Origin of the sequence: Bremerella alba, assembly GCF_013618625.1 — a bacterium.
In the GTDB taxonomy this organism is placed as follows: domain Bacteria; phylum Planctomycetota; class Planctomycetia; order Pirellulales; family Pirellulaceae; genus Bremerella; species Bremerella alba.
The window spans coordinates 36,295-50,674 of sequence record NZ_JABRWO010000005.1 but is presented as its reverse complement, the minus strand read 5'-3'; the positions used below and the strand labels follow the sequence as shown (position 1 = coordinate 50,674).

At 55.0% G+C, this 14,380-nt stretch carries 11 protein-coding genes; 4 read left to right on the top strand and 7 right to left on the bottom strand.

From position 1 onward, the window contains the following. Positions 1–62 precede the first annotated feature (62 nt). From HOV93_RS09795 to HOV93_RS09785, 3 genes are all read right to left on the bottom strand, one after another. Positions 63–992, bottom strand: a complete 930-nt coding sequence (locus HOV93_RS09795; RefSeq protein ID WP_207396319.1) for a DUF1559 domain-containing protein — start codon at positions 990–992, stop codon at positions 63–65. 464 nt (positions 993–1,456) lie between these two features. Then, positions 1,457–2,584 (bottom strand): serine/threonine-protein kinase, encoded by a 1,128-nt coding sequence (locus tag HOV93_RS09790; protein WP_207396318.1) that lies wholly within the window; start codon positions 2,582–2,584, stop codon positions 1,457–1,459. 177 nt (positions 2,585–2,761) lie between these two features. Next, positions 2,762–3,730, bottom strand: coding sequence for a D-2-hydroxyacid dehydrogenase (locus HOV93_RS09785; protein WP_207396317.1), 969 nt, complete (start codon positions 3,728–3,730; stop codon positions 2,762–2,764). A 196-nt stretch (positions 3,731–3,926) separates the two neighbouring features. Between HOV93_RS09785 and HOV93_RS09780 the strand changes: the two genes are divergently transcribed. From HOV93_RS09780 to HOV93_RS09765, 4 genes are all read left to right on the top strand, one after another. After that, positions 3,927–5,345, top strand: coding sequence for an MATE family efflux transporter (locus HOV93_RS09780; RefSeq protein WP_207396316.1), 1,419 nt, complete (start codon positions 3,927–3,929; stop codon positions 5,343–5,345). Between the two features lie 219 nt (positions 5,346–5,564). Further along, positions 5,565–6,422: a DoxX family protein gene (locus HOV93_RS09775; RefSeq protein ID WP_207396315.1), complete on the top strand. Its 858-nt coding sequence runs from the start codon at positions 5,565–5,567 to the stop codon at positions 6,420–6,422. 3 nt (positions 6,423–6,425) lie between these two features. Continuing rightward, entirely contained in the window at positions 6,426–8,198 is a 1,773-nt protein-coding gene (locus HOV93_RS09770; RefSeq protein WP_207396314.1) for a Gfo/Idh/MocA family oxidoreductase, read from the top strand. A 176-nt stretch (positions 8,199–8,374) separates the two neighbouring features. Continuing rightward, positions 8,375–9,220, top strand: coding sequence for a sugar phosphate isomerase/epimerase family protein (locus tag HOV93_RS09765; RefSeq protein ID WP_207396313.1), 846 nt, complete (start codon positions 8,375–8,377; stop codon positions 9,218–9,220). Here the strand turns inward: HOV93_RS09765 and HOV93_RS09760 are convergent. Genes HOV93_RS09760 through HOV93_RS09745 form a run of 4 tightly spaced genes read right to left on the bottom strand, consistent with a single transcriptional unit; the run spans position 9,189 to position 14,364 of the window. Continuing rightward, a complete protein-coding gene (locus HOV93_RS09760; protein ID WP_207396312.1) occupies positions 9,189–9,533 on the bottom strand; it encodes a hypothetical protein in 345 nt (114 codons plus the stop codon). The genes HOV93_RS09765 and HOV93_RS09760 overlap by 32 nt on opposite strands. A gap of 60 nt (positions 9,534–9,593) precedes the next feature. Next, entirely contained in the window at positions 9,594–11,555 is a 1,962-nt protein-coding gene (locus tag HOV93_RS09755; protein WP_207396311.1) for a PDZ domain-containing protein, read from the bottom strand. Then, entirely contained in the window at positions 11,556–12,581 is a 1,026-nt protein-coding gene (locus tag HOV93_RS09750; RefSeq protein ID WP_207396310.1) for a S1C family serine protease, read from the bottom strand. It lies immediately after the preceding gene. A 1-nt stretch (position 12,582) separates the two neighbouring features. Then, positions 12,583–14,364 (bottom strand): S1C family serine protease, encoded by a 1,782-nt coding sequence (locus HOV93_RS09745; protein WP_207396309.1) that lies wholly within the window; start codon positions 14,362–14,364, stop codon positions 12,583–12,585. Positions 14,365–14,380 lie beyond the last annotated feature (16 nt).

The window sequence follows — 14,380 nt, the reverse complement described above, 5'->3', positions numbered from 1 at the left end:
TTGAAATGGTCCTTCTAATAACATATGGATGAATTTGTAACCGACGTTTTGGAAACGCAGTTTTAGAATTCATCGATAACTTCAGCGCCGTCGATGGTTCCCAGGGCCGAATAGGTTTGAACGTCGATGGTTTCGGGGATAAACCGTGCAGACCCGTCGCCGAGTAAGAACTGAGCTCCGCCGGGATGCGAGCTACTAGCGGCGTGGCCGATGGTACCATTGATTGCATATTGCGAATCATTACTCAGGCGGTTGATACGCACGTGCGTGATAAACCAGCGGTCGCCGGTTGTTCCACCTGGGGAAAGGTCATGCCAGCCGATCCATAACGAGCCAACGTAGTGAGCAACGGTTCCGCGTTCGGCAACCATCAAGGTGTTGCTTGTACCGTCGGTGATGTCGCGGAACTTTCGATCCGAGTTTTCATAAAACATCGCGTTTCGATCTGCTGTCTTGGTTCCTGCCGTGTTGTAGAGTGCGGCGGTATAGGTCCCCACATAGTTCGACTTCCCGTATTGAGCTGGAAACGAGGAGTCATCCGAGCGGAGTTTGGTATTCAAGCTTTCCGAGGGATCCGAGGGGCAGATGTAGCCAGGAATGATTGTGCTGGCCAGCGGCGTGGTCCCGGTTGAAACGATCGCCGTGTTGTTATGCCAGACCGGAGCGGAAGACGATCCATCAGCCGTGAACGCCCCCTCGGCACCCAACTGATCGCTCAGCGCGCTTTGTTCCAGTTGCGGCAAGATCATGGATTGCCAGCTCATGCGATTTGGGCCAATCCATCCTGAAGGAAACGTCAAATGGGTGTCGTGATAGGTATGTAGGGCTAAACCAAGTTGCTTCACGTTATTGCTGCATTGCATTCTGCGAGCCGCTTCGCGAGCCTGTTGTACGGCAGGCAGCAGAAGTGCAATTAAAACTCCGATGATGGCGATCACCACCAACAATTCGACCAGCGTAAAAGCGCGACGCGGTGCGTTAGATCGAGGCATAGTTCTTTTGGCCCTGTTGAAATAGAGAGGATGACATCGAAACAACCCTGAGTAACGGGAGGATTTTCGGGGCCAGCCCAATAGAATGAAGTTGAGCCTAGCTAGGCAATTGCCATGCCAATCGCAATTGTCGCAGCTTCGCAAAAGATCAAATAAGTGCTGATATCTGGTGCGATATCACGAAATATTTAATTTGTCTTTCTAGAGTTCCTACTATCGGAGGTGACCGCTGCTACGGGTTTAAGCCTAGTCTGTCTAAGATGACAGCAGGGAGGTTAAGGCCCTCCCCAATGACTGGTTTTGTGGGTGTTATTTAAAGAGGTGTCTGGATGAGACCTAGATGCTCTGCTGATATTCAGCCGCGTAAGAACGAGCTGATTCTCAATTGGACGTGACGCCCCTTGCGTCGTCACCAATGCGGGAGGCCGTCGCCAACTGAGATGAGCTCTTAACCCGATACCGATCTACGACAATTCTTCTTCGGTCTGTTGAAGTTCTTCAATCCATAGACGGATCTCGTTGTCGTATTCGACTGCCAGGTCCCCTTTGACCAATTGACGATGGAACGAAGCGGCCCCGCCGGAGCGCAAGTCGGCGTCTTCAGCGGAAGGAAATCGTCGGGAAGGATCAGGAGCAATCAAGCGTCGGCAGAAGTTCATCAGCAGTTCGTTGCAGGTCACTTCTTCGGGAAGGATTTCTAGCAGTCGTTGAGCCAGAAAACGCTTGGTTTCCAGCAGTTCGCGGAAGTTCTTGATGTGACCAAAGAGGGAGCGTCCCGAGAGCATTTCGATCAAGACGTAGCCCAGGCTGGCCAAATCGCTTCGCTGGGTCGCTTCGGCTCCTTCCAGCACTTCCGGAGCCGCGTAGGCGGGTGTGCAGGTCCGCGTATCTGGGGCATTGTCGATCTCGAATGCGGAGCCAATGTCAATTAATTTGGCCGCCCCAGTACGCTTGAGCATGATGTTCGACGGCTTAACGTCGGCATGCACCACTCCGTCTCGATGGAGTGCCGCCAACGCGGCGAGGCAGTCCCGTGCGATCGCCACGGCAACGCCGGCCTTGAATCGCGGCTGCTGAGGCCCCTTGGTGACGACTACCTCGTTGATGTATTCCCACCGCTGATCGGTTACCTGAGGGCGAATGCGTTCGACCATGCCAGGCGTCGACAATTGCTGCAAGTCATAGCCGTCAACCCATTCCATCACCATCACACGGATCGTGCTCGAATCGAGGAAGTTATGAATCTCGAGCAAGTTGTGCTGCTGAATCTGGGCCACCCGCGAAGCAACCCGGGCGATTCTCGCCATCGCCTCGTTGTAGTGCGTGGCGCTCTCAAATCGCTCTGGTGAGAAGATCTTGATGGCTAGTGGCAGAGTAAAACCATTGGCACCACGACGCTCGGTGAGAAACACCAAACCTTGTCCGCCAGAGCCGAGCAATCGACGCAGCGCATAATGCTCGGTCCAACTCGATCGCTTCGAGCGAATAAGCGATTCGTACCGCTGCAGCAATTCAACCGGGCACTTTCGATCGGCGGCTTCGCCATCCAATGAAAGAGTCGGCTGAAGATTCTGTTGCGTCGTGGTAAGCATCAGTGGCGACTTCCTGTCAGCGTCATCGGGGTTCAAAACGCAGGATTTCCTTGTGCATGATAGGAGGGAGTGAATCTCGGGGTAAAGATTCTTTCTCGAATTAACGTGAATTTCTCGGGTATGTAAATGTATTCCGTATTAATCAGCTGTAAAGGCTGGTTGCCTGGTCTTGTGTGGTTACTGCAAAGGCTTGCGGACCGGGAAGCCGAGCTGCTTATCGACCAGGTTGATCGGAGGCTCGCCGTTCAAGTATCGTCGCAGATTGGTACAAAATAGCTGTGTTGCATCGGCATTACGAGTTGCTGACTGGGCCCCAACGTGTGGGGATATAATGACATTCTCCATATTCCATAGTGGGCTATCCGAGGGTAAGGGTTCGACCTCGGCCACATCGATACCGGCCCCAAGTAGCTTTTTGCTTTGTAATGCCTCGACTAAAGCCGTTTCTTGAACGACCTGTCCTCGTGCAACGTTGATGAACCAGGCATCCTGCTTCATCGCTGCGAAGCGACTTTCGTCGATAATATGGTAGGTGCTGGAATTGAGTGGCAGGGTCAGGATCACCACGTCCGACGCGGCTAACAGGTCGTCTAATCGATCTGCCGGCCACAACGCCTCGACATGCGGAGGGCAATCGTAGGGAAAGAGATCCGTCGCCAGGATGCGTGTCTGGAACGCCGCCAGGATTTCCGCGATCCGGCGTCCATTGCCACCCAGCCCCACAATGCCAACCGTCTTGCCATGCAGATCATGGGTTGGTCTTCTGGTATAATCTTTTACCGTTTGTGCGCGAAAGAAAACCGGTAAACTGCGAATCAGGCCCAATAAGAGGGAAAAAGTCTGCTCTGCGACTTGATTGGCAAACAGTCCCGAGGCACTGGAAACCAGGATGTCCGAAGCGATCACTTCCGGCACCAAGCAGTGGTCCATGCCAGCGGCTGAGGACTGAATCCACTTCAATTTTCCGTTTTGAACGACTTCAGACCAGGGCATCGGGACTTTGGCGTGTCCGCAGAAAATATCCGCTTCCAAAATGGCATCTGCGATTCCTTCTTGCCCTGCGTCGATCACTTCGGCGTCGGGCGCGACTTGTTGGATTGCCTCGACAAACTCTGGTTGCGTTTGGTAGCAAAGTGCAATTTTCATGGGCAAGTAGGTCTACAGATCGGAATGCGAAATGAAAGTGTTGAGCTATCGTAATTCAAGCTGCGGATGCAGACTATCGGGTTAAGTTTACTCGTCGGAAATCCGAACCTTGGTTGTTTGCGATTGTCTGAAAATTACCTTCGCGAATAATTGAGATTCGCTTCGTTTTACCCCACCCCTCCCTCGCTAAGGCCTCATGGCAGAACCATCACAGCACGTTGAGTCGACGGTGTCGCTCAGCAACGACGTAAGTTGGTGGAGTCGCCCGTGCGGTATTCGCGAGCTGTTGCTGATCGCGCTGCCGCTGATCGCCTCGACGGCCTCGTGGTCGATGACGAATTTCGTCGATCGGATGTTTCTTTTCTGGTATTCGCCGGAAGCGATGACAGCCGCACTGCCGGCCGGCATGCTGCATTTTACGCTGCTTTGTTTTCCGATCGGGCTTGCTTCTTACTTGAACACGTTCGTCGCCCAGTACGATGGTGCCGGGCGCCCCGATCAAATCGGAGTCGTTATTCGTAAGGGGGTCAAACTGGGATCGTTGATGATCCCAGCCTACTTTCTGACCATCCCGTTGGCGGCTTGGGCGTTCTCAATGGTGGGGCATTCGGCCGAAGTCCAACAGTTGGAAGTTCGCTATTTTCAGATTCTCACGTTCGGAGCCGGGGCATCGGTCGTTTCGGCGGCTATGTCGACCTTCTTCACCGGGCGTGGCAAAACGACGATCGTGATGTTTGTCGAAATTGGCTCGTGCGTGCTGAACGTGGTGCTCGATGGCCTGTTCATCTTTGGCTATTGCGGAGAATGGCTCGAAGGAATCACCGGGGCAGCAGTTGGGACGTCTTTGAGTCAATGGTTTAAGGTCGTGGCCTACCTGATTTTGCTGTGGCGGCCGGCGTCCAGTGGGCAGTTTGGATTCCTCGATTGGTCGAACGACGAGCCGGGGCTGCTGCGTCGGATATTTCAATATGGCTCTGCCAGCGGTTTTCAAGTGTTGCTGGAAGTCGGGACGTTTACTGGCTTTACCTTCTTAATGGGACGAATGGGCATGACGGCGATGACCGCCTCGACGCTGGCCGTTGATATCAATGCCCTGACATTTGTCCCCCTGATTGGCTTGGGGATCGCGATTAGCACGCTGGTTGGCCGAGAAATTGGGCATGCCGATCCGGCCCGAGCGGCCGTGGCGACCTGGTCTGGGCTGCTGATTGCCGTGATGTACGCCGGTGGAATGGGGCTAACCTACTTGCTTTTGCCTGACTTTTTTCTGTCGGCCCATGCTATGGGGATGGAACCCTCTGAATTCGAAGAAATACGTGCTCTCACAATTGTCCTCCTTCGGTTTGTCGCATTTTTCTGTGTTTTTGATGCGGTGAACCTGGTGTTTGTCAGTGCGCTGAAAGGGGCGGGCGATGTGCGATTTATTCTTGTTGTGGGATTGATCTTTTCTTCGATCTTATTGGTCGTTGGGGCAACTTGCGCATGGCTCGATATGATTCACGTCCAGGGGTTATGGGTGGCGATGACGGGTTGGGTGATACTTTTAGCACTCACGCACTGGGGCCGTTTCTTTACCGGCCAATGGCGTCATAAAAAGGTAATCGATACGGCCTAAAATGGCGTATTGGGGTGCACTTTCGGGGAATTACCGCCCCACGCTTCTTGGCGAACGGCCCTTTTCTGGCAATAATTAACTATGGATGTCTATCCAACCACCTCCGGCACATAGTTACTACAAAGTGCCGTCCCTCCTTCAACCGCCACCCCGAATTAGAACTTTTGAGGAGCTAGTTCCCTGTCTACCTCGAAATACCAACTTGGCTGGATTGCCATTGTGATTTTAGTTGTCCTCCGGTGCGTCACCGGTTGGCATTTCTTTATGGAAGGTTCCAAGAAGGTTCAGTCTGGCGATTTCTCGTCGGCCGGCTTCTTGCGCAACGCCAAAGGACCCTTGGCCGAAAACTTCCGTGGCATGGCTTTTGACATCTACGGAACGCATCGACTGAATAAGGACGCGATTAAAAGCCGTGCCGATGGCTATCGCGGATGGGCGATTGGTCAGTTCGGCGAAGAACCTGCCAACCAATTTGGAAAAGCACTGAGTCGCTACAACAACCGTATCGACTATTACTTCGACGAGAACGCCGAAGACATCGAGAAGTACTTCAACGAGCTTCAACTCTACGAAGAAAGACGCCAAGATCAGCGCTATCGTGGCCTGGCCCACTACGAGGACCGCTTGGTGGAGAAAGACCAAGAGCTTTTCAAAAACCTCAGCAAATGGACCAATGACATCGCCAAATTTGAGGCCGACTATATTGACGACCTCAATACAATTGGGCAGTCCGTTACGCAGACCAATGATCGCGTCAATCAGGTGAATCCCAATCAGGGACCTGTCGATTTGATTGTGACCTGGGTTTTGTTCGTTTGTGGTATTTTGTTGATCTTGGGTTTATTTACCCGGTTAGCTGCTTTGGGCGTGGCCGGATTTTTGATTCAGGTGATGCTTGCTCAGTGGCCGTTTGCCCATGGAGCGGACCTTACTTTTGTCTACTATCAGTCGGTTGAGATTGTCGCGCTGTTGTTGATCGCCGCGATCGGCGCAGGCAGATTTGCCGGGCTGGATTACATTCTTTGGAACTCATTTAGCAAGTGCTGCAGCCGCGGTGCATCCAATAAAGGGGAGTAAAACATGAATTTGAAACCAGAAGAGCTCGCCGTCGGCAAGGAAAACTACCACGATGCACTTGGTGTCAATCGTCGTGACTTTCTGAAGGGTGTTGTTGCCGCTGGTGCCGTTTCCGGCGCCGGTCTGGGGGCCATGTACTTTGGCTACTCGAAGGTGAAAGATCCCGTTCGCGTGGGTGTCATCGGTACCGGTGACGAAGGAAGCGTGCTCATTGGCGCGTTGAATCCGGAATACGTCGACGTGGTCGCCATCTCGGACATTCGCCCATACAACGTGCATCGCGCCTTCCACGGCGACCATGCCAGCCCTGCAGCCTTGGACGCCCGTCAGGGGCTGATGTCGGTCTACGACTGGAAGACCGAAGACGAAGCGAAAAAGCACGTCAAGGTTTACACCGATTACAAAGAACTGCTGGCCGACCCAAATGTCGAAGCCGTTATTTGTGCTTTGCCGCTGTTTATTCACAAACAAGTTGCCATGGACGCGATGGCGGCCGGCAAACACGTGCTGACCGAAAAGCTGATGGCTCACACCGTCATGCAGTGTAAGGAAATGGGCCGTATGGCCGAGGAACAAGATTTGTACCTCGCCACCGGTCACCAACGGCACTATAGCGTGCTGTATGACAACGCCGTGAACCTGATTCAATGGGGCGTGCTAGGCGAGCTTCACCACATCCGCGCTCAGTGGCACCGCGGTAACTTGCCAGGTGGCGACAGCTGGCAACAGCCGATCCCCGGTGGCGAGAAGCTGGCCGACGGCGAGATTCAGGACGAAATCAAGGATCGCATGAACGCGTTCAAGAAACGCGCCGACAGCGAAAGCGATCCGGTGCGTCGGGCACAGTACAAAGCCATGTACGCTCAGTACGCGGCCTGGAACGAAGACCGAAATATCGACGCTTCGAAGTACGGCTACAACGACTTCAATATCCGCAATCGTCAGGGTGGCGAACGTCAAATTTCCGCTTTGGAAGAACTGTGCCGTTGGCGTCTTTGGGACCGCACTGGTGGCGGTTTGATGGCCGAACTGGGTAGCCATCAGTTGGACGCGGCATCGATCTTTATCAGTGCGTTGCGAAAGGATGGCAAGAAGGCTCATCCATTGGCCGTGCATGCCACCGGTGGCCGTCACCTGTTCGGTTACGACCGCGACGCAGACGATCACGTTTACTGCATGTTCGAGTTCCCAGGCAGCGGTTACGATCCATCGTTCGACGTCGGGTATTACGACGATGTCACCAATTGGCCGCCTGCGAAGAAGGGTGTTCCTAACTACGAGGAAGACCCGCACAAGAAGGTCGTGGTGACCTATTCGTCTATTAACGGCAACGGTTTTGGCGGATATGGCGAAGTCGTGATGGGAACCAAGGGCTCCCTGGTTCTGCATAACGAAAAAGACGTCGCCCTGTATAAGAACGGCGTCTCGGCAGATACCAAGCTGAACGTCAAGAAGGACGCCGACGGCCCGACGATGGATACGCAGGCCAGTGGCGGCCAGACGAAAGCTGCCTCGTTGGCCAATGCGGCCAGCCAAGGCCCGGTCAGCCGTGGTTACACGGAAGAGATCGAACACTGGGCCTACTGCATCCGCAACCCGGCTCCTGAGAACAAGCCGAAGTGTCACCCCGAAGTGGCCATGGGCGACGCTGTGATCGCACTGACGGCTCGCTTGGCGATCCAACGCTCTAACCAGGGCAAGGGTGGCTACATTCCATTCAAAGAAGAATGGTTTGACATCCACAGCGACTCGACTCCAGAAAACGATCTGGCGTAAGTGTCGTATCCACGCTCAAGCGTAAAAACTAAGAAAAGGCCCAGTGATTTATTTACTGGGCTTTTTTTGTACCGTTACCAAAGCGCATGGTTGCGATCTCTGGGTGGGTCCTTTACATTCCGCTGAGATATCCCCGAAACGCTTCCGATTGAAACCTGCCTAAGAAGGAGATGACTATGGAAAAGTGGGCGATTGGTGTCTTCACCAGCATTGATGCCGGGCTCGGCGTGGACTTAGACGTGGCCCAAGAGTTGGGTATTAAGACAATTCAAATCCACGCTCCCCAGAAGTCTTCTCGCAACCAAGAGAGTGCCGACAAGATTTTGGCGAAGCTAAAAGACTACGGCATTGAAGTGACTTGTGTCTTCGGCGGATTTGAAGGCGAAAGCTATGCCGATATCCCGACCACGCAAAAGACGGTTGGTCTTGTGCCGCCGGAAACGCGTGCCGCACGAACGGCCGAGATGAAAGATATCGCCGACTTCGCCAACATGCTCGGCTGCAAATGCATCGGCCTACACATTGGCTTCATTCCTCACGATACGAACGATCCGCAGTATTCGCAGGTAGTCGCCGTCGCTCAAGAGTTATGCGATCACTGTGGGGCGATGGGCCAAACCGTGAACCTGGAAACGGGGCAAGAATCGGCCGATGGTCTGCTGCAGTTCATCGGGGACGTGGCTCGCGAGAACTTGAAGGTTAACTTCGATCCGGCCAATATGATCCTTTATGGAACCGGCGAGCCAATTGAGGCCGTGAAGAAAGTGGGCCACCACCTGGGAAGCGTCCACTGCAAAGATGCCAAGTGGGCTGCCAACCCTGGCCAGGAATGGGGACAGGAAGTGCCGCTAGGCGAAGGGGATGTCGATATCGAAGCCTACCTGCGTACGTTGAAACTCGTTGGTTACGAAGGACCACTGACCATCGAACGTGAAATCCCGCAGGAACCAGATCGCCAGAAGACCGAAGTCGGGCACGCCGTCACGCTGCTTAACGGTTTGAAGACGAAGATTCTCGGCTAGTCGAGGTTCGCTTCTTCGACGGCCTCGGCCGCAACAACCAGATCAAAATCAAAAGCGGGATCAGCACGATCGCCGCTTTTTTAAATAGCAGAATGGCCAGTACAGAAACGATGCCAATGGTGGCCAACCAAACCGGCAGCTTCGATATTTGGGGAAACCCGATCCATACGGCTCCCATCACCAACCCAATTCGCAGCAGCGCTGCCTGAGCGGGGCCGTAGTAAGACTGGTCGTCGGCGAAAAGCCAGATCGCTGCTGTGGCCGCTAACGTGGTCAGAGAGATCAATCCGATTTGCGAGCGTTTCGAGAGCATCGTCCTCGCATTGGTAAACGGGGCAGGAAGCAAAGGAAGGTGGCGTCCGAGGCGAGGCGATCAAATGCGATCGAGCGTATTGAGCCAGTTGGAAAGCGTTTCGATGTCGGTCTCCGACAGTTGGCTTTCCCCGCCATTTCCCGTCGTTTCGGTCGCAATGACGCTGAACTTCACTTTCTTAAGTGCCTCGATCTGCGGGGCAACCGCGAGGGCCGTTTCTGAGTCTTTAGCATTCATGAAGACGATTTCCAACCGCTCGAGCGGCTCGTTATCAGGAATGTTCGTCCCGCGAGGAATGCCCGATTCGATGGTCACGGCACCGTTCTGGACGTCGCGGTTTTCAAAGCCATGCAGCAGGGCCATTGCCCCACCGGACTTGCCGCCAACGGCAACGGTCCGCGTGGCGTCGATGTTGTAGTTGTCGCGAACCCGATCGATCATCTTACGCACGACCGAGATTTCAGGACGGGTCCAACGCGACTCGCTGGCCGGTTGGATCTCTAAGACGGCGTAGCCGAACGCGTCGGCGTACTTCTTCCACGATTCCCACTGCGGATCGAGTTTGAACTCGGCGTCTCCCAGTAGAACGACCAGCCCCAGCGAAGGAAGTTTCTTCGCGGCTTCCGGGACAAACAACTTAGCGCTGTTTTGTTCTTCGGCCAGTTGAAAATCACTTTCGCCAGTGAGGACGCCTTCCTGAGCTTCCGTGCCTTCGGGGGCCGTTGGTTTCTCGGCGTCGGCCAGAAACTGCGAAGGCATGCCCTCAGGAAGGACTTCCAACGTCTGTTCGGCTTCGTCACGCAGGACGACCAACTTATGAGCCGTGTCAGGCGTGGCCGTAGCGACGGCTTCACGCAGCGTCTGCGGCGAGTCGATATCGGTGTCGCCGTATCGGAGGATCTTATCGCCTGCCTGAATGCCGGAAGTTTTGGCAGCTGTCTCTTCAAACACTTGAGTGACCAGGGCCGCGTCAGGAACGTTTCGGTCTAAGATAATCCCCAGGAAGGGACGCTCATATGGAATAAGCTCGTCCGCCAGGGTGACACTAAAGGTCAGCTCTTCTTCTCCACGCTTGACCTTAAATTCAAGTCTGTCACCGGCGTAGGCCTCTCCCAGGATATGCTTGAGTTGGGCCTGACGTTCGATCGGACGTTGGTTAGCCCCGATTAGGATGTCCTTCTCTTGGATGCCGGCGACTTGGGCCGGGCTGTTGTAGCGAACGGCGGCGATTTCTGCTGGATCAGCGACGATGTCCTTGCCTTTGAGGTTGATCCCCAGAAGGCCAGGCTTGAGGTCTTGGCCTGCTTTCAGCGTATCGAGCCGCTGCTGGATCTCGGTCAAAGGAGCGGCAAACCCGATGCCAGAGTCGTACCACTCGAAGCCACCGGTCGCGCCGGGGTCTTGTGGGGACAGCGGCGTAAGGATACCGATCACGCGTCCCTGAATGTCGATCAGGGGGCCGCCGTAGTTGTTGGGCGAGATCTTCGCATCGGTTTGTACCGCTTTGCCCCAAACGCGGTGGGTAGCGCTGACGATCCCCACAGATACCGCCGGTACGTCTTTGGCAAACGTCTTGCCCAGGGCGATCGCCCATTGACCAGGCTGCAGCTGCTCGCGGGCAATGGTTTCCGGTACGGCCAGTTCGGCGTCGGTTTCGACTTTCAGCAAAACGAGATTGCGCTGCGTATCCTTCGCGATAATTTTGCCTACGACGCGTTTGCCGTTGGGCATGCTGACGAGGATCCCGGAGGGCTCTTGGATAAAGCCGTATAGACTGGAAAGGATGAAGCCATCTGGCGAAACAATGGTGCCGGTCGTGCGGCTGGCTCCCTCGCTGGGCCCGCCCCCTTCGACCAATCCACCAACCGTTTCAATTTGCACAACACTGGCGGCCACACGATCCACAGCGGATTGAATCGCTTGTTGTTCGGCGATGTTCAACTCTTGACCTTGCCCATGCGTAGCGGAGAGCAAAGTACCTAGAACCAGTAGGCAAGACAGGATAGGAAACGGCTTCAACATTTATTGCAATTCGTTCAAAGTGAGTTCGACCAGTTGTCCGTCGCGTAGCACCGTTAGCGAAACGATGTCGTCCCGATCCATGTAGCTAAACTTTTCGATCAGCGCCTTCTGAGAGGAGATCAGCGTTCCGTCCGCGTATAGTATCAAGTCGTCTGGTTGCAGTTTGGCGGCAGCGGCCAGGGATTCGCCCACGACGCGTTCCACGTAAGGGGGCGTTTTATCCAGCACGTTGGGCACCAGCACCAAGCCCAAGTGGCCCAGTGTGATTGGTGTCAGCGGTTTCTCTTTGGCTGGATCAATCGCAGGTCGCGAGCGCCCGGCAAGCAGGTCTTCGATCGGTTCTCGTAGTTGAGCGATTGGAATAGCGTAGTTCAGCCAGATACCGTTTCGCGAACTACGCAGTTCTTTGCCTAGTAGCCCAGCGAAATTGCCATCCTGATCGGTCAGCACCCCGCCGGCTGCACCCGGATTGTTGACGATTGCGTCAACAATTAGGACCGGCCCCTGGTACGCCGAGGGGAACGTACTGCGGCGTGCTTCCAAGGGAGTGATGGCCGAAACGTACCCACTCAACACGCTTGCTGGCTCGTCTCCGGCGGCGATGCCAAACAGATTGCTGAACGACAAGATACGATCCCCCACCTTAGGCGAGACACCTTTGTCGAGACTGAAGTGAGGCAGGTTCTCGGCATCGATTTTTAAAAGGGCAATGCCGAAGCGTGGATCGGCTGCGGCCAGTTCGGCCACGAAGTGTCGACCATCATCCAGCACAACAGTGATCACGCTCGAGTCGAGCACGTAGCTCCAGGCCGTCAGGACGTGTCCCTTGTCGGAAATCAGGCTACCGGACTGGTACGATTCCAGACCACGTAGCCCCCCTGCCCCGTAGATCTTGACGACTTTTCGTTGAACGTCGCGGGTTACTTCGCGAAGGGTGGCTTCGGCGTTTGCCGTTTGATTAGGAAGTAGCAGGCAAAGGGCCACGATACTCGCCAGCAGCGTCTGAGTTAAGTGCTTCACGCTCATGTTACACTCCTTCGCCGGCAGGCTGCAGGGACCACTTTTTCACCGTGATGATATCGAACGGATCGTCGCCGTAGCGAACAACCATGCGATGCGGTAGCGTGTAGCCGTCGGTCTCGCGGTATTCGCTGAATTCAATCTCGCACGGATCAGAATCCGATTCGGGGAACATCTCGAGGACCATCAACTGCCCCGTTGTTTGGTCGAAATAGGCTCTGATTTCCAGGGCATCGTACAGACCGACCAGGACGTCGTACTGTGCATCGAAATCACGCCGCGGTGCGGTGCCGAGGTAGTAGACTTCGCCAAAGGTGTCGAACTTCTCGCGAAGCAGACGCTTCCAAGTGTAGAGGGCCAGGAACAGGCCCCCGCTACCAGATGGCTCGAGTTTCTCGGTCAGGTCGCCAGCGATTTCGATATTGTGATTGACGCCCGCAAGCTTACCTTCGACGGTCATGGGACCAAGGTGAATCACGCCGTTATCGTTGTCGACCAGCGAATACTCTAATTCCCAGTTGTCGGAAGTCTGCGACCAGTTGCCCATCGCGTCGAGAGCCTTGCGGAGTCGGTCCTGATGCTGCTGGTTGAAGTGATAGTTAGCGTAGCCTATCTTTTCCTGGTACAGATGTTTCCACTCTTCAGGCGGCTTGGCTTCTTCCTGCTTTCCATGACCGGGAATGGGCATCTTCGGTTTTTCTTGATCCTCGTGTGGGGCCTTATCGCCATCCTCAGGCTGAGGCGATTCTTCTGGGCTCGGAGGAATCGGGGCATTGCCCGTCTTTTCAAGTAGTTCTCGCCGCGAATGGACGCCGGCCAGGCGAACGACGGTATCGTAACGCTTTCCTTCGCGGCGATAGGAAAGCGGGATACTCCAACCACGCGGGTAGATGCCGAGGATGTTCTTGAAACCGTTGACGGTGGTGATCTCGCGATTGCCGAAGCTGACGATCTCGTCTCCATATCGCAGGCCACGTCGATACGCGTCAGAGGAACTCAAAATGTTGGTCACCACGACGCGGCCTTCCGTGTCGGTGGTTACCGTGGCACCCAGGGTGGCGTGGTCGATGATGCGACCGCTCTTGAGATAGCCCAGGAAGTTCATCACCTGGTTGATTGAAATCGCGTAGCCGACCCCCACGTTCACCCGGCCACGTTTCTCGAACGAGCCGCGGCCATTGATGCCGATGAGTTGTCCCTGGTCGTTGAACAAAGGGCCGCCTGAGTTACCGGGATTGATGGCCGCATTGGTTTGCAGGCAATCGGTGTATTCCAGCAGAGTGCCGGCTGGGTACTGATAACGGTGAACGCCAGACACGATGCCCCAGGTAACGGTCGGTTGTAAGTCGGTTGCCAAGAGAAACGGATTGCCGACGGCAAAGCACCAGTCGCCTGCCTGAACCAAGTTGCTGTCAATGATTTCGGCCGCTGGGAAATCGTCGCGTCCTAGTAGTTTGATAACCGCCACGTCGCCAACAGGATCGACGCCTACGAGGACGGCATCGTAGACTTTGCCGCCGTCTTCCGGGATGCTGCACTTCATGAAGTTGCCGGCGGGATCGGCCACGTGGAAGTTGGTGACGGCAAAACCATCGGCGCTGATAATCACGCCGCTACCACCACCGGCTGCTCCGGCGAAGACCGAGATGGTCGATGCCGAGGCCTTGGCGACGGCTTCGATCCGTGCTTGTTCTGCATCGAGAACCAGATCCGTCTCCGCCGCATTTGCGTGGTAGGCAAACAGGAGAGAAATTGTAACGAGTGGGGCAATTTGAGCAGTGCGAAGCATGCGGGTTTCTTCTCGA